This window comes from Caulobacter sp. D5, from assembly GCF_003185805.1.
Lineage (GTDB): Bacteria > Pseudomonadota > Alphaproteobacteria > Caulobacterales > Caulobacteraceae > Caulobacter.
Genome location: NZ_QHJY01000205.1, coordinates 1 through 26,801, shown reverse-complemented (window position 1 = coordinate 26,801; position 26,801 = coordinate 1). Strand labels below are relative to the sequence as shown.

18 protein-coding genes are annotated in these 26,801 nt (G+C 68.0%); 11 read left to right on the top strand and 7 right to left on the bottom strand.

Annotated features, from left to right (window positions below):
• The first annotated feature begins 95 nt into the window (after positions 1–95).
• The 3 genes from hutU (at position 96) to DMC18_RS14400 (ending at position 3,363) form a co-directional block, all read left to right on the top strand.
• Complete coding sequence (hutU, locus tag DMC18_RS14410; RefSeq protein WP_110117974.1) at positions 96–1,760, top strand: urocanate hydratase; 1,665 nt, start codon at positions 96–98, stop codon at positions 1,758–1,760.
• A gap of 192 nt (positions 1,761–1,952) precedes the next feature.
• Complete coding sequence (locus DMC18_RS14405) at positions 1,953–2,495, top strand: HutD family protein (protein WP_110117990.1); 543 nt, start codon at positions 1,953–1,955, stop codon at positions 2,493–2,495.
• Positions 2,496–2,700: 205 nt separating this feature from the next.
• Positions 2,701–3,363, top strand: coding sequence for a M23 family metallopeptidase (locus tag DMC18_RS14400; RefSeq protein ID WP_110117975.1), 663 nt, complete (start codon positions 2,701–2,703; stop codon positions 3,361–3,363).
• Between the two features lie 132 nt (positions 3,364–3,495).
• On the opposite strand, the gene DMC18_RS14395 is transcribed toward DMC18_RS14400, so the two are convergent.
• Complete coding sequence (locus tag DMC18_RS14395) at positions 3,496–4,482, bottom strand: isoaspartyl peptidase/L-asparaginase family protein (RefSeq protein ID WP_110117976.1); 987 nt, start codon at positions 4,480–4,482, stop codon at positions 3,496–3,498.
• Between the two features lie 191 nt (positions 4,483–4,673).
• Here DMC18_RS14395 and DMC18_RS14390 point away from each other — a divergent pair, with 191 nt between their 5' ends.
• Positions 4,674–5,279: a hypothetical protein gene (locus DMC18_RS14390; RefSeq protein ID WP_146218080.1), complete on the top strand. Its 606-nt coding sequence runs from the start codon at positions 4,674–4,676 to the stop codon at positions 5,277–5,279.
• Between the two features lie 57 nt (positions 5,280–5,336).
• On the opposite strand, the gene DMC18_RS14385 is transcribed toward DMC18_RS14390, so the two are convergent.
• The 5 genes from DMC18_RS14385 to DMC18_RS14365 all read right to left on the bottom strand — a co-directional run bounded on the left by DMC18_RS14385 (position 5,337) and on the right by DMC18_RS14365 (position 16,501).
• Positions 5,337–8,165: a TIM-barrel domain-containing protein gene (locus tag DMC18_RS14385; RefSeq protein WP_110117978.1), complete on the bottom strand. Its 2,829-nt coding sequence runs from the start codon at positions 8,163–8,165 to the stop codon at positions 5,337–5,339.
• Between the two features lie 143 nt (positions 8,166–8,308).
• Positions 8,309–9,946, bottom strand: a complete 1,638-nt coding sequence (locus DMC18_RS14380) for a DUF5597 domain-containing protein (RefSeq protein ID WP_110117979.1) — start codon at positions 9,944–9,946, stop codon at positions 8,309–8,311.
• A gap of 490 nt (positions 9,947–10,436) precedes the next feature.
• Entirely contained in the window at positions 10,437–11,954 is a 1,518-nt protein-coding gene (locus tag DMC18_RS14375; protein WP_110117980.1) for a tryptophan halogenase family protein, read from the bottom strand.
• 31 nt (positions 11,955–11,985) lie between these two features.
• On the bottom strand, positions 11,986–13,500 hold the full coding sequence (locus DMC18_RS14370) for a tryptophan halogenase family protein (protein ID WP_110117981.1): 1,515 nt from the start codon (positions 13,498–13,500) through the stop codon (positions 11,986–11,988).
• Between the two features lie 121 nt (positions 13,501–13,621).
• The gene (locus DMC18_RS14365) at positions 13,622–16,501 is read right to left on the bottom strand and encodes a TonB-dependent receptor (protein WP_199228299.1); all 2,880 of its coding nucleotides are present in this window, start codon (positions 16,499–16,501) and stop codon (positions 13,622–13,624) included.
• Between the two features lie 401 nt (positions 16,502–16,902).
• Here DMC18_RS14365 and DMC18_RS14360 point away from each other — a divergent pair, with 401 nt between their 5' ends.
• Genes DMC18_RS14360 through DMC18_RS14340 form a run of 5 tightly spaced genes read left to right on the top strand, consistent with a single transcriptional unit; the run spans position 16,903 to position 21,714 of the window.
• On the top strand, positions 16,903–17,844 hold the full coding sequence (locus tag DMC18_RS14360) for a 2-dehydro-3-deoxygalactonokinase (RefSeq protein WP_110117983.1): 942 nt from the start codon (positions 16,903–16,905) through the stop codon (positions 17,842–17,844).
• Positions 17,831–18,451, top strand: coding sequence for a 2-dehydro-3-deoxy-6-phosphogalactonate aldolase (locus DMC18_RS14355; RefSeq protein ID WP_110117984.1), 621 nt, complete (start codon positions 17,831–17,833; stop codon positions 18,449–18,451). Before DMC18_RS14360 ends, DMC18_RS14355 begins: the two co-directional genes overlap by 14 nt.
• 49 nt (positions 18,452–18,500) lie before the next feature.
• On the top strand, positions 18,501–20,063 hold the full coding sequence (locus DMC18_RS14350; RefSeq protein ID WP_110117985.1) for a sodium/sugar symporter: 1,563 nt from the start codon (positions 18,501–18,503) through the stop codon (positions 20,061–20,063).
• Entirely contained in the window at positions 20,054–20,971 is a 918-nt protein-coding gene (locus tag DMC18_RS14345) for an SMP-30/gluconolactonase/LRE family protein (protein ID WP_110117986.1), read from the top strand. Before DMC18_RS14350 ends, DMC18_RS14345 begins: the two co-directional genes overlap by 10 nt.
• 17 nt (positions 20,972–20,988) lie before the next feature.
• Complete coding sequence (locus DMC18_RS14340) at positions 20,989–21,714, top strand: FadR/GntR family transcriptional regulator (protein WP_110117987.1); 726 nt, start codon at positions 20,989–20,991, stop codon at positions 21,712–21,714.
• Between the two features lie 32 nt (positions 21,715–21,746).
• On the opposite strand, the gene DMC18_RS14335 is transcribed toward DMC18_RS14340, so the two are convergent.
• Positions 21,747–22,136, bottom strand: coding sequence for a hypothetical protein (locus DMC18_RS14335; RefSeq protein WP_146218079.1), 390 nt, complete (start codon positions 22,134–22,136; stop codon positions 21,747–21,749).
• A gap of 186 nt (positions 22,137–22,322) precedes the next feature.
• Here DMC18_RS14335 and DMC18_RS14330 point away from each other — a divergent pair, with 186 nt between their 5' ends.
• Together DMC18_RS14330 and DMC18_RS14325 are read left to right on the top strand one after the other, a co-directional pair.
• Positions 22,323–23,468 (top strand): efflux RND transporter periplasmic adaptor subunit, encoded by a 1,146-nt coding sequence (locus tag DMC18_RS14330; protein WP_110133034.1) that lies wholly within the window; start codon positions 22,323–22,325, stop codon positions 23,466–23,468.
• 9 nt (positions 23,469–23,477) lie between these two features.
• Positions 23,478–26,594, top strand: coding sequence for an efflux RND transporter permease subunit (locus DMC18_RS14325; protein ID WP_110133033.1), 3,117 nt, complete (start codon positions 23,478–23,480; stop codon positions 26,592–26,594).
• Positions 26,595–26,801: the final 207 nt, after the last annotated feature.

Sequence of the window (26,801 nt, the reverse complement as noted above, 5' to 3'; positions counted from 1 at the left end):
GAGCCCAGTCTCGCCCCCTCCACCACTTCGTGGTCCCCCTCCCCCGTTGCACGGGGGAGGAGTTCGCTCATCCCACTCTCAGAGACCCGTCGTCCATGACCCGCCTCGACAACACCCGCGTCATCCGTCCCGCCACCGGCACCGAGCTCACCGCCAAGTCCTGGCTGACCGAAGCCCCGCTGCGGATGCTGATGAACAACCTGCATCCCGACGTCGCCGAACGGCCCGAGGAGCTGGTGGTCTACGGCGGCATCGGCCGCGCGGCGCGCGACTGGGAGAGCTACGACAAGATCGTCGAGACCCTGCGCCGGCTGGAGGACGACCAGACGCTGCTGGTTCAATCCGGCAAGCCGGTCGGCGTGTTCCGCACCCATGCCGACGCGCCGCGGGTGCTGATCGCCAACTCCAACCTGGTGCCGCGCTGGGCCAACTGGGAGCACTTCAACGAGCTCGATAAGAAGGGCCTGGCCATGTACGGCCAGATGACCGCCGGCTCGTGGATCTATATCGGCGCCCAGGGCATCGTTCAGGGCACCTACGAGACCTTCGTCGAGATGGGCCGCCAGCATTATGCCGGCGACCTGTCGGGCAAGTGGCTGCTGACGGCGGGCCTGGGCGGCATGGGCGGGGCCCAGCCCCTGGCCTCGGTGTTCGCCGGGGCCTCGTGCCTGGCCATCGAGTGCCAGCCCTCGCGCATCGAGATGCGGCTGCGCACCGGCTATCTCGACAAGTCGACCGACAGCCTCGACGAGGCCCTGGCCTGGATCGAGGAGTCCTGCGCGGCCAAGACCCCGATCTCGGTCGGCCTGCTGGGCAACGCCGCCGAACTGCTGCCGGAAATGTTCAAGCGCGGGATCCGTCCCGACCTGCTGACCGACCAGACCAGCGCCCACGACCCGATCAACGGCTACCTGCCGGCCGGCTGGACCCTGGACCAATGGGCCGACGCCAAGGCGCGCGACCCGGCCAGCGTCAACAAGGCCGCCCGCGCCTCGATGGCCGTGCACGTCCAGGCCATGCTCGACTTCCAGAAGGTCGGGGTCCCCACGGTCGACTACGGCAACAACATCCGCCAGATGGCGCTGGAGGAAGGCGTGGCCAACGCCTTCGACTTCCCCGGCTTCGTGCCGGCCTATATCCGCCCGCTGTTCTGCCGGGGGATCGGTCCGTTCCGCTGGGCGGCGCTGTCGGGCGATCCGGAAGACATCGCCAGGACCGACGCCAAGGTGAAGGAGCTGATCCCCGACAATCCGCACCTGCACAACTGGCTCGACATGGCCGGCCAGCGGATCAAGTTCCAGGGCCTGCCGGCGCGCATCTGCTGGGTCGGGCTGGGCGATCGCCACCGCCTGGGCCTGGCCTTCAACGAGATGGTCGCCAAAGGCGAGCTGAAGGCTCCCGTCGTCATCGGCCGCGATCACCTCGACAGCGGCTCGGTCGCCTCGCCCAACCGCGAGACGGAAGCCATGAAGGACGGCTCGGACGCCGTCTCCGACTGGCCGCTGCTGAACGCCCTGCTCAACACCGCCTCGGGCGCCACCTGGGTGTCGCTGCACCACGGCGGCGGGGTCGGCATGGGCTTCTCGCAGCATTCGGGCATGGTCATCGTCTGCGACGGCACCGAGGCGGCGGCCAAGCGCATCGAGCGGGTGCTGTGGAACGACCCGGCCACCGGCGTCATGCGCCACGCCGATGCGGGCTACGAGATCGCCCAGGACTGCGCGCGCGAGCACGGGCTGGACCTGCCGGGGATCTTGTAGCTCGCTCCCAACCCACCAAAGCTCGTCATCCCGGAAAGCCCGAAGGGCTTATCCGGGACCCAGGGGCCGCCGCATCGCGTCGGCCAAAGCATGGGCGGTCAACCCAGCCACCGCGCCCAGTCCCCCTGGGTCCCGGCTCTACGCTGCGCTCCGGCCGGGATGACGACATCTGTTGTGATGGAAGGTCAGAACATGCGCCTCCTCCCCGCCGCCGACCGCACGCCCGCCCCTTGGAAGAACGGCGGCGGGACGACCTGGGAGATCGCCGCCCAGCCGCCGGGTGCGGGGATGGACGCCTTCGACTGGCGGCTGAGCATCGCGCAGGTCGCCGCCCCTGGGCCGTTCTCGGTGTTTCCCGGCGTCGATCGGGTGCTGACGGTGATCGCCGGCGCGGGCCTGCGGCTGGCGGTGGATGGCCTGGGCGAGGTCTTGCTCGACGAGACATCCTCGCCGCTGGCCTTCCCCGGCGACGCCCCGGCCGCGGCGATGCTGGACGGCGGGCCGATCCGCGATCTCAACCTGATGGTCCGGCGCGGCGCCTGGTCTGGACGCGTCCGGCGGGTCGCAGAGGCCGAGCAAATCGTCGCAACGGCGGCTGTCACGGTGCTGGCGGCCCTCTCTCCGGCCCGCGTGAACGACACGCGGCTGGCGGCGGAGGACGCCGTCGTCGCCGAACCCGGCGAGACCCTTGCCGTGGAAGGAGGTCTATTGCTGATCGAGATCGAAAAAGCCTGACCACGCGATCAGATCAACTCAATCCAAGCTGGCGCGAAACAACAGACACGAACAACGTCAGGCAGTTTTCTCAAAAACTAGCTTGAGCATAAATGAGCACACACGCGTCGTCCTGACGCAGGAGTTGCGCCTTTTCATCGCCTTATCTGGATGGTTAACGACGCCCCAACGCACAGACGGGCGTAATGATCCACAGGATGGCGAGATGCACTTTTCGGCGATGAAGAACCTCCCTCCCCAGGCGCGCGTGGCCCTGGGTCTGGCCGTGCTCTTCGCGCCGATGGCGGGCCTGGCGATGGAAAGCCCGCACGTGGACCGCAACGCCCGCCCGGCGGTGCAGAAGCTGCTCGACCAGATGGAAGCGGCCCCGCCCAAACCCGTCCGCATGGAGACGGTGTGGAAGGGCGCCGACATCGACGGCGACGGCGCGCCCGACTTCGCCAACCCGACCGGCGCGGCCCCCCGCCAGCATGACGACTTCGGCGACGGCGCCTTCGGCGCCCGCCGCGACGGCGGCTCGCGCCGGCACGAGGGGGTGGACTACACCGCCGAGGCCGGACAGCCCGCCAAGGCTCCGATCTCGGGCTATGTCACCAAGATCGGCTACGCCTACGCGGACTCGAGCGACCTGCGCTTCGTCGAGATCACCAACCCGGCCCTGGGCTACGTGGCCCGCGCCTTCTACGTCGATCCCGACGTCGCGGTCGGCCAGACCATCCATCTTGGCCAGACCATCGGCCACGTGGCCAGCCTGCAGAAGCACTATCCGGGCATCACCAACCACGTGCACCTGGAAGTCATGAAGCCGGGCGGCCGGCGGATCAACGCGGCGGCCTTGATCCAGCCGAAGCTGGTGGCGGCGGCTTAAGCCGCTTCGCGGCTCCCCCTCAGTCGCTCCGCGACAGCTCCCCCAGAGGGGGAGCATCTAACGGCGCGCACCAAGATCCTCCCCCTTTGGGGGAGGTGGCCCGGAGGGCCGGAGGGGGTGCGCGAAGCGCCCCTATTTCTCATCCGCGTAGATCGCCGTGCCCTTGCCCTTGGCGCTGGCCCAGCCGCGGTACATGCCAGAGCTGTTCATCGGGAAGGCCACCTCGCCCTTGGCGTTCATGGTGATCATGCCGCCGTCGCCGCCGATGTCGCCGATGGCCTTGATGGTCGCCGCGCCGGCGGTCTTCAGGTCCTGGCCGGCCAACGCGATGCGCGAGCAGACCTGGTGGGCGGCGCTGGTGCGGATGAAGTATTCGCCCGAGCCGGTGGCCGAGACCGCGCAGACGCCGTCCTGGGCGTAGGTTCCCGCGCCGATGATCGGGCTGTCGCCGACCCGGCCCCACTTCTTGCCGGTCATGCCGCCGGTCGAGGTGGCCGCGGCCAGGTGACCCTTGGCGTCGATCGCCACCGCCCCGACCGTGCCGTAGAGGTGGGTCGGATCCAGCGCGGCCTTCTGCCTGGCGCGCCAGGCCTCCAGCTGCTTCCAGCGTTCCTCGGTGCGGAAGTAGGACGGATCCACCTGTTCCAGCCCCTGCTCGACCGAGAAGGCGTCGGCGCCCTCGCGGGCCAGCATCACGTGGGGCGACTTCTCCATCACCGCCCGGGCCAGGCTGATCGGGTGCTTGGTGCGGGTCACGCCCGCCACCGCGCCGGCCTTGAGCGTCGCGCCGTCCATGATCGAGGCGTCCAGCTCGTTCTTGCCGTCGGCGGTGAAGACCGCGCCGCGGCCGGCGTTGAACAGCGGGTTATCCTCCAGCACCTTCACGGCCGCCTCGACGGCGTCGAGGCTGGAGCCGCCCTTTTCCAGCACTTCCGAACCGGCCTTCAGCGCCGCGTCGAGCCCGGCGCGGTAGGCCGCGTCCTTCTCGGGCGACAGGTCGCCGCGATTGATCACCCCGGCCCCGCCATGGATGGCCAGTGACCAGTCGGCCGCGAAGGCGGCGGGCGCGGCGGCCAGCGCGGCGACCAGGGAAGCAGCGAGCAGGACGGACTTGGACATGGCGACTCTCCGGGGGATCTCGGCGAGATAAGAGCACCTTCGCCGTCCGGTTTCACTGGCGCTTAAGGTGAAGCTCGCCCTAGGGTCGCGCCATGATTGGCGGCGTAGTACATCGGATCGGCCCCTCGAACCGCTCCCTCGTGGCGGCGGGCTGGCTGGCCGTATGGTCGGTTGCCGTGGCGTTCTGGCTGATGTTCAAGCCATGGCCCTATCCCGTCGTCACGACCCTGGCGGCCCTGACGCCTTGGGCGGCGATCCGGATGGTCAGGCGCGATCCGGAACTGTCGCTGTTCGAGGCTCAGAACAACCCGGGCTCCGGGAACCTGACCCTTTCCTGGGCCATGCCTTCCATCGCTCTGAGCATCCCCAGCTTCCAGCAGCATTTCGTGGACTTCGGCGGCTTGCTGGCGGTGGCCGCAGGCCTGGGCGCCTTGCTCTGGACCACGATGCTGCTGGTCGACACCCACGGCCGAAACCTGATGGCCATGACCTTCGCGGCTGTGATCGCCTTCGCCTGGGGCTGGGGCGTCATCTCGACCGTCGACGTCCTCGTCGGGCGGGGCGACTTCAAGGTGGTCGAGGGCCTGGTCGAGGACGCCGACGCGCCGACCCGCCGCAACGGCCCCAGCCTCTATGTCAGCGCCACGATCAACGGCCGGCGGGAAACCTTCGATGACCTGCCCGTGAGCCGCGGCGTCTACGCCCTGCACCCGATCGGCTCCTCGGTCTGCGTCGAGATCCACAAGGGCCTGCTGGGCTCGCGCCACGTCTATGCCGTGACCTGTCCCCTGGTCTGAAACGACGAAGGGCCCGGCGTCGCCGCCGGGCCCTCGCTGGCTCACATGACGTGAACCCTACTTCCGGGTCAGCACCACCGGCTGGCCCTCGTATTCGACGGTCAGGTCGGCCGCCGCGTCGAAGTCGGTGGGCCTCCCGCCCTTGCCGATGAAGCGGACCTTGAAGGTGCGCTTCTCGACCAGGCCCTTGAAGCCGCCCGAGCGGGCGCCGATGGTCACCCGGCCGCTGGCGTCGTCATAGGAGATCGGCGTGCGGGCCCAGGCGCCGCGGGCGTAGCCGTTGGACAGGCCGTCGTCTTCGTAGAGCTCGTACTTGCCGTCCTTGCCGGTGAAGATCAGCAGGGTGATCGGCGCGTCGGGCTTCTCGCCGACATACTGCTGGACGTCGGTGGTCGGCACGATGGCGCCGGCCTTGACGAACAGCGGCATGCGGGCCAGCGGCGCATCGGCCTTGACCGTCTGGCCGCCCTTGAAGGCCTTGCCGGTCTCAAAGTCGTACCAGGTTCCGGCCGGCAGGTAGACGCCGCGCGAGCGGGCCTTGAACTGCGTCACCGGGGCCACCAGGAAGTCGTCGCCGAACAGGTACTCGTCGTTGACGCTGCGGGCCTTCACGTCGGCCGGATAGTCCATAACGAGGCCGCGCATCATGCTGCCGTCGCGGTGATAGGTGTCGGCCGCCAGGGTGTAGACGTAAGGCATCAGCCGGTAGCGAAGCTCGTCGTACCAGGCCAGCGACTTGTAGACGTCGCTGCCTTCGTCGGCGAGTTCGTAGATCTCGCGGAACGGCAGCTCGCCGTGGCTGCGGAACAGCGGGCTGAAGGCGCCGAACTGGAACCAGCGCAGGTTCAGCTCCTGCCATTCGGCCCAGTGGGCGGGGTCCTTGCTCTCGTAACGCTTCTCGACCGAGAAGCCGCCGATATCGGTGGTCCAGTTGGGAATGCCCGACATGGAGAGGTTCACGCCGGCCGAGATCTGGTCGCGGAAGTCGTCCCAGCGGGCCACCACGTCGCCGCTCCACACCGCCGAGGCGTTGCGTTGCAGCCCGCCGAAGCCCGAGCGGGTCAGGATGAACGGACGGACGTCCGGATTGTCCTTGATCTCGCCCTCATAGACGCCGCGGGTGTGCTCGAGCGCATAGCTGTTGAAGTACTCCGCGCCGGGGCCGAGCGCCGTCGGGCTCATGCGCAGGGTGCGCTCGGGCACGTCGACGTTGGAGTGCAGGTCGGGCTCGGAAGCGTCCATCCACCACGCGTCGACGCCGTAGACCTTCAGGTTCTTCTTCACCTGGCGCCAATAGATGTCGCGCGCTTCCTGGGTGTAGGGGTCGTAGAACGAGTTCAGGTAGCCGGGGCCCACCCAGTCAAGCGCGCCCTGCTCGACGTTGCGGTGGTACATGTGACCGGCCGCGTCGAGCTCCTTGTAGTTGTCCGTGGTCGGATAGAATTTCGGCCAGATCGAGATCATGAAGTGGGCGTTCAGCCCATGGATGTCGTCGATCATCTTCTGCGGGTCGGGGAAGCGCGTCTCGTCGAACTTGTGGGTGCCCCACTCGGGGTCTTTCCAGTAACGCCAGTCCATGACGATGTTGTCGAGCGGCAGGCCGCGCTTGCGGTACTCCTTCACCACGCCGACGATCTGGTCCTGGGTCTCGTAGCGCTGGCGCGACTGCCAGAAGCCGTAGGCCCAGCGCGGCATCATCACCGCCGAGCCGGTCAGGTCGCGATAGCCGGCCACCACCTGGTCGAGGTCGTCGCCGCCGACATAGTAGTAGTCGATGGCCTTGCCGACTTCCGAGGTGAACTGCAGCGAGTGACGGTCCGCGCTCGGCATCGGGTCGTTGTGCAGCAGGCCGATATAGCCGTCGTCCGGCGTCCACTCGACGCGGATCTTGTGCTTCTTGCCCGGCGTCAGCTTGGCGTCGAAGTTGTGGTACCAGGGGTTCCAGTTCTGGCGCCAACGGTCGATGACCAGGTGGCCGTCCAGCCAGACCTTGGCGTAGCTGCTCGAATAGAGCTTGAAATTGTGCTCGCCGGCCTTGTCGGTCTGGATCGCGCCTTCCCACACCACGGTCTGGCCGGGCTGGAGCTTCTTCTCGGCCGTCTGGAGTTCGGCCGGCCAGTTGGGCAGGTCCTTGAGGAAGCGGTAGTCGATGTCCTTCTCGACCCGCGTCACCTTCAGCTGGCCATTCTGATAGTACTTGGCGGTGAAGCCGCCGGCCTTGCCGTCGGCGTCGAAGATCTTCAGGTCGCGCGAGGCGACATCGTAGGGGATCGGGTTGCCGAAGCGGGTGATCGAGTTGTTGTCCCACAGCAGGCCGTAGCCGCGCGACGACAGCAGCATCGGCACCGCGATCGAGCGGTTGTACTGCAGCAGTTCGACGTCCTGGCCATTGTAGTCCATCTGGCCGTTCTGGTGCTGGCCCAGGCCATAGAAGGCCTCGTCCGTGCCCGGATTGAACTGCTGGCGGACGACGTAGAAGTCCTGGCCCTCGACCTTGGTCGGCGTGAAGGCGCCGCGGTCGCGTTCGCCCAGGATCTTGCGGCCCTTGGCGTCGAGGAAGTCGACCGTGCCGTCGCTCAGCGAGACCTGGGCGGTGGCCTTGGCCGTCTTCAGCGTCAGCACCCCTCCTTTTTCATCCACCGTGAAGCCGGTCGTCACCGGCTTGGCCGTCACCATCAGGCTGGGCGGGGCGTCGAAGGTCTCGGTCGGCGAGGCGGTGACGTGAATGATCCGCTCGCCCATCACCTGCAGCCTAACCTTCTTGGCCGGGCCCGAGGCGGGGGTCACCACCACGCCGTCGGTGGTCTTCTCGAAGGCCCCGTCGAGGGCGAAGGCGCTGGTCGAGGCCAGCAGGGAGAGGGCCAGGCCCGCATAGAGGCTGCGCATGTCTTCGTTCTTCCCTGTTGTCGTTCTTTTGTTGGGGCGAAACCCTCGTCCTTCGACAGGCTCAGGATGAGGGTTTGTGTAGGCTCGGGGCCGGCAATGATCCTCATCCTGAGCTTGTCGAAGGACGAGGATCACGCACCGACCTAGTAGGTCGCCAGCTTCACCTTCAGGATCTGGGGCAAGGTGGTCAGGTTCAGGCCGTAGTCGACCTGGTCGCCGTTCCAGACGCGGTCGAACACCCACTGGCCCGCCTCGTCGAAGTGGCCTTCCTCGACCCGCGAGACCATGAACTGCTCGCCCTTGGCCGAGCCGAAGGTCAGGCGGGCGCGGTAGCCGGTGATCAGGAACTCGTCGGGACCGAGCTGGGCGATCAGGGCGCCGGCGTCGGGGATCTCGCGGTCGGGCTGCTTCTCGGCCTTGGCCATCCAAGGGGCTTCGATCGAGCCGAACTGCCATTCGCCATAGGTGACGCGCACGTTCCAGCGGCCGCCCAGGTCGAGGGTCTCGGGCTTGCCGCCCTCCTGCTCGCCCACGCCCCAGACCTTGCCCTCGTAGGACAGGCGGGCCCACTCGCGGGCCATCGGGGCCAGCAGGCGATAGTGGACGCCGAAGTTCTCCAGCGTCTTGGCGTCGACCGTCTTGGCGCCGAGCGGGTAGTTGGAATAGCCGGTGTAGTCGAGGCCGAACGGGGCGAAGCCGATGCCCTGATGGCCCAGCACGTCGTAGATGTAGCGGGCATAGGCCTTGTCGCTGCCGATCTCGGGCACGAACAGTGGATTGTCGGCGCGGCCGTACTGCTCCAGCGTCTTACGGACCTTGTCGCTCTCGCGCATGTAGATGTCGGGAGCCAGGGCGTCGATCGACGGGGCGGCCGCCTTCCAGACGTCGAGCACGTTCCAGGTCGGGCCGCCCGACGAGTAGGTGAACGGGTCCTGGTCGTGGAAGGGGTCGCGCAGGGCGGCGTTGACGTACATCGGCAGCGGCAGCTCGCGCTTGCCGGCCTCAGCGATCTCATCGACATAGCGGCCGATCGACCAGGCGTAGAAGAACTCGTCGGCGTCCTTGCCGAACACGTCCTTCCACGTGCCCGGCTTCTTGCCCATGGCCTTGACCAGCGTCGCGGGCACGGGGCCGTCAAAGATCTTCTGGGCGGTCGGCGAGAAGTCGCGGATGGCGCTGTAGGCCCCGACCTCGTTCTCGGGCTGGACCATGATCACGGTGTGGTCCGGATCGGCCGCCTTCAGGTGACGCATCAGCGCGACGAAGGCCTTCTTGTCGGCCTCGAGCGTCGCGCGGAAGTGCGGCGACAGCGAGTTCTTCATCTCGCCCTTGCCGTTGATCAGCCGGGGGAAGCGCTTGTTGTCGAGCTTGACCCATTCCGGCGCGTACTGCGGGCCGTTGTTCTTCCAGGTGGCGAACCACAGGATCACCAGCTTGGTGTCGTTCTCGCGGGCCTGCTTCAACAGCAGGTCGACATAGGAGAAGTCGAACTTGCCCTCGACCGGCTCGATCTGCTCCCAGGCGACCGGGATCTCCAGGGTGTTGGCGTTCAGGGCCTTCACGGCCGGCCACACCTTGGGCAGTTGCGAGGGATAGTTGGCGGCGTTGTTGGCCTGGACGCCCAGCATCAGGAACGGCTTGCCGTCGACCAGCAGGGCGTGCTTGCCGTTCTTGGTCACCAGCTTGGGCAGCGGGGCTTGGGCGAAGGCCGGGGCGGCCAGCGACAGGCTGAGGATCGCGCCTAGGGCGGCGAGCCCGTGCTTACGGGTTCGAAACGTCACGCGAAAACCTCCTGCTGGCCAGCCGGTCGGACCTTAAGCCTGCATCGAGCGTTCGCCGCGGAAGTAAGCGCTGTCAAAGGGAATGGACATCTCCCCTCGCCTCCTCCCGATCCGGCGGTCGCGCGAGAGACTTCAGCCCCGCCAACTCGTTACCGCTACCATTCTTATAAATAGGACAATTAGCCGAGGCGGCCGCGATTGCAACCGGTTTTCACGGCCCTCGCCGAGCGTCACGCCGCGCAGCAACTCTTTGTAACAGTTGGATAAAAGGCAAAAAAATCCGCGCATCGCCCGCAGGAGGCGATGCGCGGTTGAAAAGACTTCGCGCGAGACCGGGGAGGTGGTTCGCGCGGCGCGCTGGCAGACCTCGCAGGAGGTCCGCACGGCCGAACAGTCGCTTTCGCGACCTCGGCGCCACTCGTCATATGTATAATCATACAAATGACGGCGCAAGGGAATTGATAGCGTTGTCAGCCCATTTTTTGCGGGATCACGCCTCCGCGCGGCAATGGCTGGCGATGAACGCCTCGTGGGAAGGCAAGGCTTGCGCGGTCTGGCGCACCGCCGCCTGGATCGCGCCCAGCTGTCCACGCAGAGCCGCGCCGTCGATCAGGCTCGTCAAGGGGTCCAGGCGCTCGGGCCGCGCCCCCTGCCCCTCCAGCACCGCCAGCCAGCTGTGCTCCTTGAAGAGCTCGTTGGGCAGGACGTGGATCCGCCCGTGACCGCGATAGAGGTCGATCTTGCGCCGCAGGCTGCCTGGCAGGCTCATCGCCTGGCAGTAGCGCCACAGCTCGGTGTCGTCGCGCTCGCCGACCGCGTAGTGCAGGATGACGAAGTCGCGCGCCTCCTCGAACTCCTGCGCCGACAGCCGGTTGTACTCGTCGACCGTGGCCGGATCGAAGTCGCGGTCGGGGAAGTAGCTGAACAGCCGCGTGATCGCCGTCTGGATCAGGTGGATGCTGGTCGACTCCAGCGGCTCGATGAAGCCCGACGCCAGGCCCAGGGCCAGGACGTTGCGGTTCCAGGCCTTGCGCCGGCGGCCGGGCGTGAACCGCAGCGGACGCGGATCGGCCAGGGCCTCGCCATCCAGCCCCGCCAGAAGGGCCGAAGCGGCCTCGTCGTCGCTGATGTGGGCGCTGCAATAGACGTGGCCGTTGCCGGTGCGGTGCTGCAGCGGAATGCGCCAGCGCCAGCCGGCCGCCTCGGCCGTGGACCGGGTATAGGGCGTCAGCGGGCCGGCGTTGGCGCTGGGAACCGCCAGGGCGCGGTCGCACGGCAGCCAATGACTCCAGTCCTCGTAGCCGGTCTTCAGCGCCTGCTCGATCAGCAGACCCCGGAACCCCGAGCAGTCGATGAAAAAGTCGCCGTCGATGCGGCGGCCATCCTCCAGCGTCACGGCCTCGACGAAGCCGTCGTCGTCGCGCAGGGCGACGTCGACGATCTTGCCTTCCGTCCGCTGCGCGCCCCGCGCCTCGGCGAAGCGGCGCAGGAACTTCGCATAGAGCGAGGCGTCGAAATGGAAGGCGTAGCCGAAGGTCGAGAACACCGGCGGCGCCTGGCCGGCCGGCGGGCGCACAAAGCGGTTCAGGGCCGCGGCGCTGGCGGCCAGATTGTAGGCGTCGAGGTCGTCCGCCACGCCTTCGGCGCTGGCCCGCAACCAGGCCTGGTGGAACGGCGACAGCCCCATCGGCGCGCCGTAGGCCCCGAACGGGTGGAAGTAACGCCCGCCCTTGCGGCCCCAGTCGCGAAACTCGATGCCGAGCTTGAACGCCCCCTGGGTGGCCCGGACGAAGGCGTTCTCGTCGATGCCGAGCAGGGCGTGGAAGAGATGCAGCGGCGGGATCGTCGCCTCCCCCACCCCGACCGTGCCGATCTCGTCGGACTCGATCACCTCGATCGCTCCGAACCGGCCGCCGACCAGCTGCGACAGGGCCGCGGCGGCCATCCAGCCGGCCGTGCCCCCGCCGACGACCACGATCTTGCGAAGGCTTCGGTCGGTGTCCTGCATGTCTCCCTCCCCCAAGGGTCTTGTCGTTATCTCAGCCGATCGGCTCGGCCGCGCAATGCTGGGCGATGAACGCCGCCTGGGTCGGGATCGACTGGGCGGCATGGCGGATCACCGCACGCCGGTGATCCATCAGCCGGCGCAGCTCGGCCTCGGGAATGCGGTCGGCCAGCGGATCGTAGGTCTCGGGCACCACGCCCAGGCCGTTGTAGATCGAGATCCAGCTGGGCCGCGCGAAGCTGTCGCCCTCGTGGATCGCCACGTGGCCGCGCGCCTTGTAGAGCGCGATCTTGGCTTGAAGGCTGTCGGGCAGCTCCACCTCGCGGACCTGCCGCCACATCGGCTCGTCCCGCTGGTTGATGCAGTAGTGCAGGATAATGAAGTCGCGGATGCGCTCGTATTCCTGGGCCGAGACGCGGTTGAACTCGTCGGCCAGCAGCGGGTCGCAGCGGCGGTCGGGGAAGAATTCCAGGAGCCGCGCGATCCCGTTCTGGATCAGGCTGATCGAGGTGGATTCCAGCGGCTCCAGGAAACCGCCCGACAGGCCCACGGCCACGACGTTGCGATCCCAGAACTTCCTGCGGCGCCCGGCCAGGAAACGCAGCGGACGCGGATCGTCCAGGGCCGCGCCATCGAGGTTCGACATCAGGGTGTCGGCGGCCCGCTGGTCGTCGACGAAGGCGCTGGAATAGACATAGCCGTTGCCGGTGCGATGCTGCAGCGGGATCCGCCACTGCCAGCCGGCCTCGTGGGCGGTCGAGCGGGTGTAGGGCGTCAGGCCGTCGCCGCCGGTGGCGCAGGGCACAGCCAAAGCGCGGTCGCACGGCAGCCAGCGCGACCAGTCCTCGAACCCGGCCTTCAGGGTCCCTTCGATCAGCAGGGCGCGGAAGCCCGAGCAGTCGACGAAGAGGTCGCCCTCCACCCGCCGGCCGTCGTCGAGCACAACAGCCTCGACGAAACCGTCCTCGCCGCGCAGGGCGACATCGACGATCCTGCCCTCGGTGCGCACGACGCCCCGCGCCTCGGCGTAACGGCGCAGGAAGGCCGCATAGAGCCCGGCGTCGAAATGGTAGGCGTAGGAATAGTCGTGCAGCGGCGAGCGCGGATCGGGGCTGGGCGGAATGAACCGGTTCAGCGCCGCCGCCGCCGTCGGCAGCGACCAGTCTTCCAGGCCGCTGTCGTCGCCCAGGACCCGCAGACGCCGCCAAAGCTGGTGGGCCTGCACATGCTCATGGTCGGCCCCGAAGTCGCCGAAGGCGTGGAAATAGCGATGGCCGATCCGGCCCCAGTCGCGGAAGTCGATGCCCAGCTTGAAGCTGGCCTGGGTCTGGCGGATGAACTCGACCTCGTCGAGGCCCAGCTTTTCGTTGAAGTGGCGGATGGTCGGGATGGTGGCCTCGCCGACGCCGACCGTGCCGATGGCCTCGGACTCCACCACCTCGACCTGCACCGTCGGGCCGACCAGCAGCCGGCTGAAGGCCGCGGCCGTCATCCAGCCTGCGGTTCCCCCGCCCACCACGACGACCTTGCGAATAGGCTGATCCAACACGCGCCCTCCCACGCAGGCGTCCTCTTGCGCGACGCCCCTCAACAAAAAAGCCCTCCGACGGCCCCGACCATAGCTGGTCCGGATCGTCGAAGGGCCCTTTTTCAGGTCAAGTCAGACCGCCTTAGAAGGCGGCGCGGACCGCGAAAGCCACGCGACGATCGGTCTCCACCCAGTTGTAGGGGGCGACGCGTTCCGGATAGCCGACCTCGAGGACAGTGCGTTCCTTGAGGATGTTCGTGGCCTGGACGCCGACCTTGTACTGCTTGTTGATGCTGTAGAAGACCGAGCCGTCCAGCTGGCCGTAGTCACGCGACCAGACCGGAGCGTTGACGTTGGCCGCCGAGCTGGTCAGCAGGTAGCGCTGACGCCAGTTGTAGGCCAGGCGGGCCGAGACGCCGTACTTTTCGTACATCACCGCGACGTTGTAGCTGCGACCCGACATGCCTTCGATCGGCAGCTTGGAGTTGGCCGCGCCCACCTGGGTGCTGTCGAACACGCTGGCCGGAGCGTTGGCGCCGCCCTCGTTGTCGATGAAGGTGTAGTTGGCCTGCACGCCGATGCCCGACAGGGCGCCCGGCAGGAAGTCGTAGAACTGCTGGTAGCCGATCTCGAAGCCCTGGACCGAACCGTCCGAACCGTTGGCGTAACGGGTGACGGCGAAGTCGATCGACTGGCCGTTCTGGACGTAGGTCTCGGTGCTGGTGGCGGTGTAGATGTAGTCTTTGATGTTCTTGCGGAACAGCGCCAGCGTCAGGCTGCCGGTCGGCGCGAAGTACCATTCGGCGCTGAGGTCGAACTGGTTGGCCTTGGTCGGACGCAGGTTCGGGTTGCCGCCGGTGCCGGTCGCCCACAGGGTGGTCGCCGTGGTGCCGCTGGAGGCGAAGTTGAAGCCCAGGGTCGTGTAGGGCTGCAGCTGCACCATCGTCGGACGCACGACGGCCTTCGAGGCGGCGAAGCGGATCTGCAGTTGCGGCGTCACGTGCCAGCGCAGGTTCAGGCTGGGCAGGACGTCGGTGTAGTCGTTGTTGGCGCCCGCGGTGGTCAGGGTGCCGCTGCCGAAGGCCACGGCGGCGTTGCAGTGCGCGAGGTCGGCGGCGATGACGCCGGTGGCGCAGCTGGTGGTCGGGGCGCTCGAAACCGCGGCGCCGGCGCCGGCGCTGGCTTCGGTCTTCACGATCCGGAGGCCGATGTTGCCGTCCAGCGGCATGTTCGTGCCGAACGGGGTGTCGGAACCGAAGCGCAGCAGGCCGTAGCCGGCGTAGGTCTTCTCGTTCTGATTATTGTTGTTGGCGTCGGCGTAGGTGGTGACCGGCGACCAGCCCCAGCCGGCCGTCTCGGTCGACTTCAGCAGGTTGTAGGCGTTCTGGGCGCCGTTGGTGACCACCGAGGCGCTCGGGAACCAGGCGTAGCCCGGGACCTGCACGTCGCCGCCGAAGAAGTTCTTGAAGGTGTAGAGCTCCGACAGGTTCGAGGTGGCGCTGTCGGTCAGGGCGACCGGCGTGCCGCCGCCCCAGTACTGGGCGCTCAGCAGGCTCCAGTTCCAGCTCGACTCGCGGGATTCGAATTCCTTGTCGGTGGCGCGGACGCCGAACCGGAAGGTCTTCAGCCAGCCGTCTTCCGGGAACTCGTAGGTCGCGTCGAGGCGAGCGACCTTCTCGCTGGCCTCGCTCTCGTCGATGTGGTCCATCGCGGCGGCCCAGTAGTATTCCGACTTCACCTGGGTGTTGTTCAGGCCCGAGATGCTGACGGTCGGCACCTTGGTGGTCAGGTCCCAGGTGACGTCCGGCAGGTCGTTCTCGATGTCCGTGCCGTCGGCGTTCTTGTGGTCGGTCAGCTGGGTGAAGACGGTCAGGCTCGAGGTCTTCGAGGTCGACTTCACGTATTGCAGGTCGCCCGTGATCGTCCAGGCGTCGTTGACGAACCACTTGCCGTTCAGGGCGATGTCGCCGGTCTTCTTGTGACCTTCACCGGCGCGGGTGTCGGCCGTGTAGTAGGCGTTGTTGACGGTGCCGCCGGTGAACACGCCCGACGAGTTGTAGGTGTAGCCGTTGGCGTTTTCCTGCGTCATCGTCTGCTCGACGAGCGCGGCGCGTTCCAGGTCCTTCGGATCGGCCTTGGAGCCCATGGCCTGCAGGGTGAACTCGAACTTGTCGTTCGGGCGCCATTGGGCGGCGAAGGCCAGGGATTGGCGCTTCTGCTCCCAGTCGACCGAACGCCAGCCCATGGCCTTGGGCACATAGACGGTGCTGCCGTTGACGGTCATCGGGTCGTAGCGGTCGACCGAGATGCTGTTGGTGCGGTTGCCGACTTCCGAATAGCTGTAGGCCAGCAGGGCGCCGAATTCGCCGATGTTGGTGTCCCAACGATCGCTGGCGATCACGTTGCCCGAGTAATAGCCCTTCTTCTGAAGTTCGCCGTAGTTGTAGTCGCCCGAGAAGGCGAACAGGCGGCCCTTCTGGTCGAACGGCACGCGGGTGCGCAGGTTGACCGTGCCGCCGATGCCGCCTTCGATCATGTCGGCCGACGGGTTCTTGTAGACGTCGACGCCGGCCAGCAGGTCGGCCGACACGTCTTCGAAGCTCAGGCCACGGCCGTTCTTGGCCGAGAAGATGTCACGGCCGTTGGTTTCCGAACGCACCCACGACAGGCCGCGAATGGCCACGCCGCCGCCTTCCGCGGCCATCCGGGCCGGGTCGCGCGCTTCGTTGGTGCGTTGCAGGGTGATGCCCGAGATGCGCTGCAGGGCTTCCGAGACCGAGCGGTCCGGCAGGGCGCCGATATCGACGGCGGTGATCGAGTCGACGATCACTTCGGCGTTCTGCTTGATCTTCTGGGCCGACTGGATCTGGGCCCGCTGACCGGTGACCACGATCTCTTCGACCTGGGTGTCTTCGGTGGTCGTACCGGCGGTCTGCGCCAGCGCTGTCAACGGAGCCACGGCGCACAGCGCCAGGACCGAAGCGCCGAACATGAAACGATGTGAGTTATTGAGGCGTCGCATGCCCGTTTCCTTCCCCAGTAGGTGAATCCGCCCCGGCGTTCTCATCGGCGCCGGTGACGTGCGGGACAACCCGCCCCGCACAATCTGATTGGTAGCTATAGTCATATAATTGTGGTCATCAAGCCAAAATTGATAGCGCTATCATTTCCGCTATAGGCGCCGCTTTTGAGCCACAGGCGCAAACGCTACAAACCTAAACCCTTAGGCGAAACAATGGTCTGACCACACTCGAAGGAGGCTGGACCACCCTGCCGTTTGCGCCGATCATTATTATATTATAAATGCCTTGCGACCCGGCGTGAAAGACTCCCGCCAGGCGCGCGTTTAGGGACGAACATGACGCAGGCTGACGACTCCGGACGGCTTCACCATAGAAGCGCTCGAAACGGGGGAGCCTGCTGATGGTCGCGTCCGATCCGTCCATCACCATCTTCGGCGACTGGGGCACCTCGCGCCTGCGGCTCTATCTGCGCCAGGGCAAGAGCGTGCTGGACCGCCGCGACGGCCCCGGCATCGGCTCGCTGAGCGCCTCGCCCGAACAGACCTTCCTCGACCTCGTCGGCGACTGGCGTGAAGCCGGCCCGGAGACGATCCTGCTGTGCGGCATGGTCGGCTCGCGCAACGGTTGGGTCGAAGCCCCCTACGCCCCCTGCCCCGCCAACGCCGCGGCGATCACCGAGCGGCTGGTCAAGGTCGAGGCCCAGGGCCTGACCGTGTCGATCGTGCCGGGCCTGTCGTGCACCAACCCGCTGGGCGGTCCCGACGTCATGCGCGGCGAGGAGACCCAGATCCTCGGCGCGCTGGCGCTGAACCCGGAACTGAAGACCGGCCGTCACCTGCTGGCCATGCCCGGCACCCATACGAAGTGGGTCGTGGTCGAGGACGGGGCGATCACCTCGTTCCTGACCGCTCCGGTCGGCGAGGTCTTCGCCATCCTGCGCGAGCACTCGATCCTGGCCAAGGCCGCCGCCGGCGACGCGCCCGCGACGCCGGAAGGCTTCGACCTGGGCCTCTCGCGGATCACCGACAAGGGCGCGGCCCTGCTGCCCCACCTGCTGTTCGAGACCCGCAGCCGCCAGCTGATCGACGGCCTGCCCAAGGCTGATGCGATGGGCTTCCTGTCGGGCCTGCTGATCGGCGCCGACGCCGCCGGCGCGGCCGGCTGGTTCGGCCAGCTCGGCAAGGTCGCCCTGATCGGCGCCCCGGCGCTGAACGTCCTCTACGCCAAGGCCATCGCCGCCGCCGGCGGCGACAGCTTCGAGATCGACGGCGACGCCGCCGTCCTCGCCGGCCTATCCTCCCTGTCCACCTCATTGACGCGTGATGCCCATGTCCTTGCCTGACGCCCCGCCCATCGTCGCCATCCTGCGCGGTGTGAAGCCCGACGAAATCGTCGAGATCGCGGGCGCGCTCGTCGACGCCGGCATCGGCTACATCGAGATCCCCCTGAACTCGCCCGAGCCGCTGGTCAGCATCGGCAAGCTCTGCGAAGCCTTCGGCGACAAGGCCCTGTGCGGCGCCGGCACCGTCCTGACCCCGCAGGCGGTCGACGACGTGGCCGCGGTCGGCGGCAAGCTGATCGTCACCCCCAACATCAACCCCGAGGTCATCTCGCGCGCCGTCGAGCTGGGCCTGACCGTCATGCCCGGCTTCTCGACCCCGACCGAGGCGTTCGTCGCCGTGAAGGCCGGCGCCAAGGCGCTGAAGCTCTATCCGGCCGGCTCGTTCGGCCCGGGGCACCTGAAGGCCGTGCGCGACGTCCTGCCCAAGGACATCGAGATCTATGCGGTCGGCGGCGTCGGCGCGGCCAACCTCAAGCCCTGGCTCGACATCGGCGTGGCCGGCATCGGCGTCGGCGGCGAACTCTACCGTCCGGGGTACACGGCGGCGGAAGTCGGCGAGCGGGCCCGCGCCCTGGTCGCGGCCTGGACTGCGCAGACCGGCGGCTGAGCCGTCTTACGATCATAACGAAGAGCAGCCCTAAAGGGGGGAAGCCCACGTGAACCTAGCAACCATCGACCTCGCGATCCTCGCGATCTACGCCGTGGCGATCTTCGCCCTGGCGCAGTGGGTTTCCCGCGACAAGGGCGGCCACAAGAAGGACTCGACCGACTATTTCCTCGCGTCCAAGGCCCTGCCCTGGTGGGCGATCGGCGCCTCGCTGATCGCCGCCAACATCTCGGCCGAACAGATCATCGGCATGAGCGGCTCGGGTTACGCCATCGGCCTGGCCATCGCCTCCTACGAATGGATGGCGGCCCTGACCCTGCTGATCGTCGGCAAGTTCTTCCTGCCGATCTTCCTGAAGAACGGCATCGTGACGATGCCGCAGTTCCTGGAGCAGCGGTACGGCACCAGCGTGCGCACGCTGATGGCGCTGTTCTGGCTGGGCCTCTACGTCTTCGTGAACCTGACCTCGATCCTGTGGCTGGGTTCGATCGCCGTGCACACCGTGACCGGCATGGACCAGATGTGGGCCCTGGTCGCCATCGGCGTCTTCGCCCTGGCCTACCAGCTGTGGGGCGGCCTCAAGGCCGTGGCGCTGACCGATATCGTGCAGGTCACCCTGCTGGTGCTGGGCGGCCTGATCATCGTCTTCCTGTCGCTCAACAAGATCGGCGGCGCCGGCGGCGTGGTGGCGGGCTTCACCCACCTGACCAGCACCTTCCCCGAACACTTCGACATGATCCTCGACAAGGCCAGCCCGCACTACAAGGAGCTGCCGGGCCTGTCCGTGCTGTTCGGCGGCCTGTGGGTGATGAACGTCAGCTACTGGGGCTTCAACCAGTACATCATCCAGCGCGCCCTCGGCGCCAAGGACCTGCCGGAAGCCCAGAAGGGCATCGCCTTCGCGGCCTATCTGAAGCTGCTGATGCCGGTGATCGTGGTCATCCCGGGCCTCGCCGCCCTGGTGCTGGCGCCCGGCCTGGCCAAGCCCGACCAGGCCTACCCGGAGATGATGAAGCTGCTGCCGCCCGGCCTGCTGGGCCTGGTGTTCGCCGCCCTGGTCGCCGCGATCGTCGCGTCGCTGGCCGCCAAGATCAACTCGATCGCCACCATCTTCACCCTGGACCTCTACGCCAAGGCCAAGCCGGCCTCGAGCGAGCGGCATCTGGTGCTGGTGGGCCGCGTCACCGCCGTCGTGGCCGTGATCATCGGCATCCTGGCCGCCAAGCCGCTGCTGGGCAGCGCGGATCAGGTCTTCCAGCTCATCCAGGAGTATACCGGCTTCTTCACCCCGGGCATCGTGGTGATCTTCGTGCTCGGCCTGTTCTGGAAGCGCGCCACCACCGCCAGCGCCCTGGTGGCCACGGCCGGTTCGGTGATCCTGTCGCTGGCCCTGAAGTTCGGCCTGCCCGACATGCCGTTCATGAACCGCGTCGGCCTGGTCTTCGTGCTGGCGCTGGTCGCGGCCGTCGTCGTCTCGCTGGTCGCCCCGCAGAAGAAGGAAGTGAACGTCGTCAGCCTGGAAGGCGTCACCTACAAGACCACCACCGGCTTCAACATCGCCGGCGTGGGCGTGATCCTGATCCTCATCGCCCTGTACGCCACGTGGTGGTGATCGCAAGCAAGCAGCCGGCCGCGATCATCGCGGCCGGCGACGTGCTCGGCGAGGGGCCGGTGTGGGACATCCATGCCGGCCGCCTGCTATGGACCGACATCCAGAGCCGCCGCCTGCGCGCCTTCGATCCCGCCAGCGGCGCGGTCGAAACCTTCGCCGCTCCCGAGCGCATCGGCTCGATGGCGCTTCTGCCCGGCGAGACCGGCCGCGTCGTCGCCGCCTTCGAGACTGGCCTTGGCCTGTTCGATCTCGCCTCAGGCCAGGTCCACTGGCTGCACCGCGTGGAAGCGCAGGCCAACGGCCGCCGCTTCAACGACGGTCGCGTCGACCGCTCGGGCCGTTTCTGGGCCGGGACCATGGTCGAGGACGAGGCCATCCGTCACCGCGCCGAAGCCAGCGTCTGGCGGCTGGACCACGCCGGCGACTTCACCGCCCACTTCGGCGGCGTGCAGATCGCCAACGGCCTGGCCTTCAGCCCCGACGGCAAGACCGCCTATTTTTCCGACAGCCCGCTGCAGACCATCTTCGCCTTCGACCTCGACGAGGACGGGACGTTGAGCAACCGCCGGGTCTTCGTCGAGGTGACCGAGGGCTATCCCGACGGCGCCACGGTCGATTCCGAAGGCTGCCTGTGGAGCGCCCGCTGGGCCGCCGGAACCGTTGTGCGCCATGCGCCCGACGGCCGCGTGCTGGAGACGCTGCGCGTGCCCGCCAGCCAGCCCACCTGCGTGGCGTTCGGGGGAGACGACCTTCGCACGCTGTATGTCACTTCCGCGCGCGACGAGCTCTCGGATGACGAATTGGTCAGACAACCGCACGCTGGCGATGTATTCGCGTATGACGTGACCGTTCCGGGCCTGCCCGAACCACGTTACACAGGGGTGATTCCCTCCGCGTCCGACGTATAGAAAAGAAGACTTTGGCGATGCGAACCCAGCCTGGACTGAGCCTCACCTACGGCCTCGTGGAATCGCTTGGTCAGGCCATCGTCACGGGCGAGTACGCCGAGATCGGTTTTCCGACCGAAGGCGAGCTGTCCAAGAAGTTCGGGGCCAGCCGCACGGTGACGCGCGAGGCGGTGAAGATGCTCACCGCCAAGGGCCTGCTCAGCGCCCGCCCCCGCCACGGCACGGTGGTCGAGCCGGAAGCCAACTGGAACCTGCTCGATCCCGACGTGCTGCGCTGGCTGCTGGAGCGCAAGTTCAGCCTGCGCCTGCTGTCAGACTTCACCGAGATGCGCCTGGGCATCGAGCCGGTGGCCGCGGCCCTGGCCGCCCGCAACGCCGACGAGGCGGGCCTGGAGGCCATCCGCAAGGGCCTGGCCCGGATGAAGGCCGCCGCCGAGGGCGAGGACGATCCGCTGACCGCCGACATCGCCTTCCACATCGCCATCCTCAGCGCGACCAAGAACCCGTTCTACAGCGAGCTGCACGAGCTGGTGAACACGGCGCTGCGGATCTCGATCCGCTTCACCAACCGCATCAAGGGCCGCACGGCCTCGATCCCCTCGCACGAGGACGTGGCCAACGCCATCATCGCCCGCGACGCCGTGGCCGCCCAGACCGCCATGCAGGCCATCATCGTCGACGTGCTGGAACTGATCCGCGCGGCCTCGGCGACCGAGGCGCAGGGCGCGCGCAAGGAAGCCTGACGGGGCGATCCAGGCCGCGCCCGTCCCTGGCGTCAGACGCCGTCGGTCGCCAGCAGGAACACGGTCTCGGTGTCGCCCTGCACCGAGCAGGTCCCCGTGCCGAGGATCTTGACCGTCCGCTGGGTCGAATAGGCCGTCAGCAGGATCGACAGCATCGACTGGCCCGCCGGGGTCGAGACGTCGATGGCCCATCGGGCCGGAACGTCCGCGCCCTGGCAGGACGGCGCCGTCGAGCGCGTTCCGCTCGTGTAGAACATCACGGTCGAACCGGTCTGGATAAACGCCGTCACCTTGCCGTATTCCGCCGTCGAGGCGGCGGCCGGGCTCCACGAGGCCGCGGCCGTCAGCCCCGCCAGAGCCAAGGCCGCCAACGGCTTGCCCGCCCACATCGCCCCGCGGGCTTTCCCAGATCGCGACCCCATTCGAAATCCCTTCGCATAAGCGGCGCACACAGGCTCGGCCGCCCAGGTTGAGGAAAGCGGGATTCCCCCCATGATGGAATACGATCTGCCCATATCCGACCAGTCGCCTTACCCCGATTTAATTCGGCGAACCCGGTTTCTCGTCTAGAAGTCCCAGCTGGTACTTCGACGAAAAAGGGGCAGGTCGTGGGTTACGGGTTCAAGGGGTCTTTCGGGCGCACGACGGCGCTGGCCCTGGTTCTGACGGTTTGCGCCGTCGGCCTTTCCGCCTGCGGCAAGGAAAAGAAGGCCGAGGCCAAGGGCAAGAAGCCCGTCGCCGCCCAGACGGTCAGCGTCGCGCCGGTGGCCGTGCTGCCCCTGCCCCGCGTGGTCAACGCCTCCGGCACGATCTCGGCCTGGGAAGAGGTGCCGGTCGGCGCCGAGACCGGCGGCCTGACCGCCGTCGCCGTCAACGCCGAGGAAGGCCAGTTCGTCCAGCAGGGCCAGGTTCTGGTCGCCCTCAACGACACCCTGCTGCGCGCCCAGCTGCGCCAGCAGGAAGCCGCGGTCACCAGCGCCCGCGCCACCCTGGCCGAGGCCGAGGCCTCGCTGCGCCGCTCGCGCGAGCTGCAGGCCAAGGGCTTCCTGTCGGCCTCCTCGCTCGACACCGCCACGGCCAAGCAGGCCACCGCCGCGGCCCAGCTGGCCTCGGCCCAGGCCGCCCAGGGCGAGACCGCCGCCCGCCTGGCCCAGGCCTCGATCCGCGCCCCGGTCTCGGGCCTGATCGTCCGCCGCAGCGTCACCAAGGGCCAGATCGTCAGCGCCGGCAGCGAGCTCTTCCGCATCGTCCGCGACGGCCGCCTGGAGCTGGACGCCGAGATCCCCGAGACCGACCTCGGCGTGGTCAAGGCCGGCATGCCCGCCCGCATCGCCTCCGAGCAGGTCGGCCAGGCCGAGGGCCGCGTGCGCCTGGTCACCTCCGAGGTCGACACCCAGACCCGCCTGGGCGTGGCCCGCATCGCCCTGTCGTCGATGGGCGCCTTCCGCCCGGGGATGTTCGCCCGCGCCCAGATCCAGGCCGGCGACCAGGCCTCGCCCGTCGTGCCCAGCGCCTCGATCCTCTACCGCCAGAACCAGGCGGGGGTGTTCCTGATCGACGCCCAGCACAAGGCCCAGTTCCGTAAGGTCGCGGTCCTGGCCCGCACCGGCGAGGTCACCGCCGTCGACGGCGTGCAGGCCGGCGAGCGGGTGATCGTGCAGGGCGCCGGCTTCCTGGGCGACGGCGACGCGGTGCGGGTGTCGGGCGTGCTGCCCGCCCCGACCCTGCCCGCCCCGTCAGCCGCCAAGCGCTAGGGCCCGGCGATGAACACCAACAACATCTCGCGCTGGGCGATCAAGAACCCGATCCCCGTCCTGATGCTCTTCGTGATGCTGACGATCACCGGGATTTCCGGCTTCGCCAGCATGCGGATCAACAACAATCCGGACGTCGACCTGCCGCTGGTGGTGATCTCGGCCTCGCGCCCGGGCGCCGCGCCCAGCGAGCTGGAGACCCAGGTCACCCGCCTGATCGAGGACTCGGTCGCGGGCCTGGGCCAGGTGCGCCACATCACCTCGACCGTGGGCGACGGCTACTCGTCGACCATGATCGAGTTCGAGCTGGGGGTCGACCACGAGCGCGTCACCAACGACGTGCGCAACGCCATGTCCAACCTGCAGTCCGCCCTGCCGCAGGACATGCAGATCCCCAACGTCACCCGCATCGACATCTCCGGCGACCCGCTGATCACCTACGTGGTCAAGGGCCCGAACATGACGCCCGAGCAGCGCAGCTGGTTCGTCGACAACGAGGTCGCCCGCACCCTGCTGGCCATCAAGGGCATCGGCGAGGTCAATCGTCTCGGGGGCGTCAGCCGCGAGATCCAGGTCGCCCTGGATCCCGACCGCCTGTCCGCGCGCGGCGTCACCGCCGCCGCCGTCAGCCAGGCCCTGGCCAGCACCAACGCCGACCTGCCCGGCGGCCGGGTGACCGTCTCGGGCTCCGAGCGCGCCATCCGCACCCTGGGCGCGGCCGGCTCGGTCGACCAGCTTCGCGAGACCCGCATCCCGCTGTCGTCGGGCGGCACCGTGCGCCTGGGCGATCTGGGCGAGGTCACCGACCGCTGGGCCGAGCCGCGCAATCGCGCCCGCGCCGACAACCAGGAAGTCGTGACCTTCAACATGGTCCGCTCGCGCGGCGCCAGCGAGGTCAAGGTCGCCGACAAGGTCCGCAAGGCCATCGAGAAGCTCGACAAGGAGCATCCCGAGCTGACGATCACCGAGCTGACCTCGAACGTGAAGTACATCGAGGAAAGCTACTGGGCGTCGATGGAAGCCCTGATCCTCGGCGCGGTGCTGGCAGTGCTGGTGGTGCTGCTGTTCCTGCGCGACTGGCGCGCCACCTTCCTGGCGGCCGTGGCCATTCCGCTGTCGCTGCTGCCGACCTTCGCGATCATGGCCCCGCTGGGCCAGTCGCTGAACGGCGTCACCCTGCTGGCCCTGTCGCTGACCGTCGGCATCCTGGTCGACGCCGCCATCGTCGAGATCGAGAACATCGTCCGCCACATGCGGGGCGGCAAGTCGCCCTACAACGCGGCGATGGAGGCCGCCGACGAGATCGGCCTGGCCGTGGTCGCCACCACCTTCACCATCGTGGCGGTGTTCGCCCCGACCGGCTTCATGCCCGGGATCATCGGCCAGTTCTTCAAGGCCTTCGCCCTGGCCGCCTGCGTCTCGGTGCTGTTCTCGCTGCTGGTCGCCCGCATGCTGACGCCGCTGATGGGCGCCTACATGCTCAAGCCACACCACAAGCCCGACACCGACCCGTTCTGGATGCCGGGCTACCTGCGCGCCCTCAACTGGTCGCTGCGCAACAAGTGGAAGGTGCTGATCATCGGCTTCGTCAGCTTCGTCGCGTCGCTGGCCCTGATCCCGCTGCTGCCGTTCGAGTTCCAGCCGGCGGCCGACCGCGGCCGCGCGCCGTTCTCGATCGAGCTGCCGCCCGGCTCCACCCTCGACGAGACCGACGCCATCGCCCAGCGCGTCTCCCGCGAGCTGAAGGCCCGTCCGGAAGTGAAGAGCGTCTACGCCTCGGTCGGCAACGACGGGGTCAACAAGGCGCGCGTCACCGCCGACCTGGTGCCCAAGGGCGAGCGGATGAACCAGCAGCTGTTCACGCGCCAGATGGTCGACCAGTTCAAGGCGATCCCCGGCGCCCGCATCGGCGCGGGCAGCAACAGCGGCGGCGGCCCCGGCGACGGCGGCAGCTACACCCTGCGGCTGGTCGGCGACGACGGTCCCGAGCTGGAAGCCGCGGCCCGCAAGGTCGAGGCCGAGATGCGCTCGGTCCCGGGCCTGGCCAACGTGGTCAACACCGCCTCGATCGCCCGTCCGGAGATCATCGGCACCCCGCGTCCCGACCAGGCCGCCCGCATGGGCGTCTCGGCCGGCGCGATCTCGCAGGCCGTGCGGGTGGCGACCATCGGCGACGTCGACCAGTCCCTGCCCAAGTACAATCTGGGCGACCGCCAGGTGCCGATCCGCCTGCGCCTGACGCAGAACGCGCTCGAGGACCTGTCGGTGCTGGAGACCCTGAAGGTGCCCTCGTCCAGCGGCGCCTCGGTGCCGCTGAACGCGGTGGCCGACATCCGCTTCGGCGCTGGTCCCTCGCAGATCAACCGCCAGGACCGCTCGCGCGTGGCCGAGATCACCGCCGAACTCGACGGCATCGTGGTCGGCGACGCCTCCAAGCGGGTGCACGCCCTGCCTTCGGTGAAGTCGCTGCCCACCGGCGTCAAGGAAGTGGCCGCCGGCGACGCCGAGTTCATCGCCGAGATGATCTCCGGCTTCGTCATGGCCCTCGTGACCGGCCTCCTGCTGATGTACGTCGTGCTGGTGCTGCTGTTCCGCAGCTTCGCCCACCCGGTGACCATCATGGCCGCCCTGCCCCTGGCCATCGGCGGCGCCTTCGCCCTGCTGAAGCTGGTCAACAGCAGCTTCTCGATGTCGAGCCTGATCGGCATCCTGATGCTGATGGGCATCGCCGCGAAGAACTCGATCCTGCTGGTCGAGTACGCGATCATGGCGATGAAGGGCGGCATGACCCGGCGCGAGGCCCTGATCGACGCGGCCCACAAGCGGGCCCGTCCGATCCTGATGACCACCGTGGCCATGGGCGCGGGCATGGTGCCGGTGGCCATCGGTTTCGGCGCCGACGTCGAGTTCCGGGCTCCGATGGCGATCACCGTCATCGGCGGCCTGATCACCTCGACCTTCCTGTCGCTGCTCTACATCCCGGTGGTGTTCGTGTTCATGGACCAGGTGAAGAACTGGTCGAACAAGCTGATGGGGCGGTTCTTCCATCACTCGCACCACGCGCCGGCGCCGACCGGCGAGGCGGCCCCCGCCGGTCACGGCCCGCAAGGACCGCTGGTCGACTGAGCCGGCCAAGGACGATCGAAGGGGCGGACTTCCGGGTCCGCCCCTTTTTTCGTGCGCGCGATCCTAGGCCAGCCGCCGCAGGGCCAAGGCCAGCACCGCCCGCTTGCCCGGCGCGCCCAGCGACAACCGTGCGCCATCCATAGCGGTTCCTGGGGCGACGATCCCGGGCGCGGCGAAGAGGGCGGCCGGCGCCAGCGACAGGCCCTC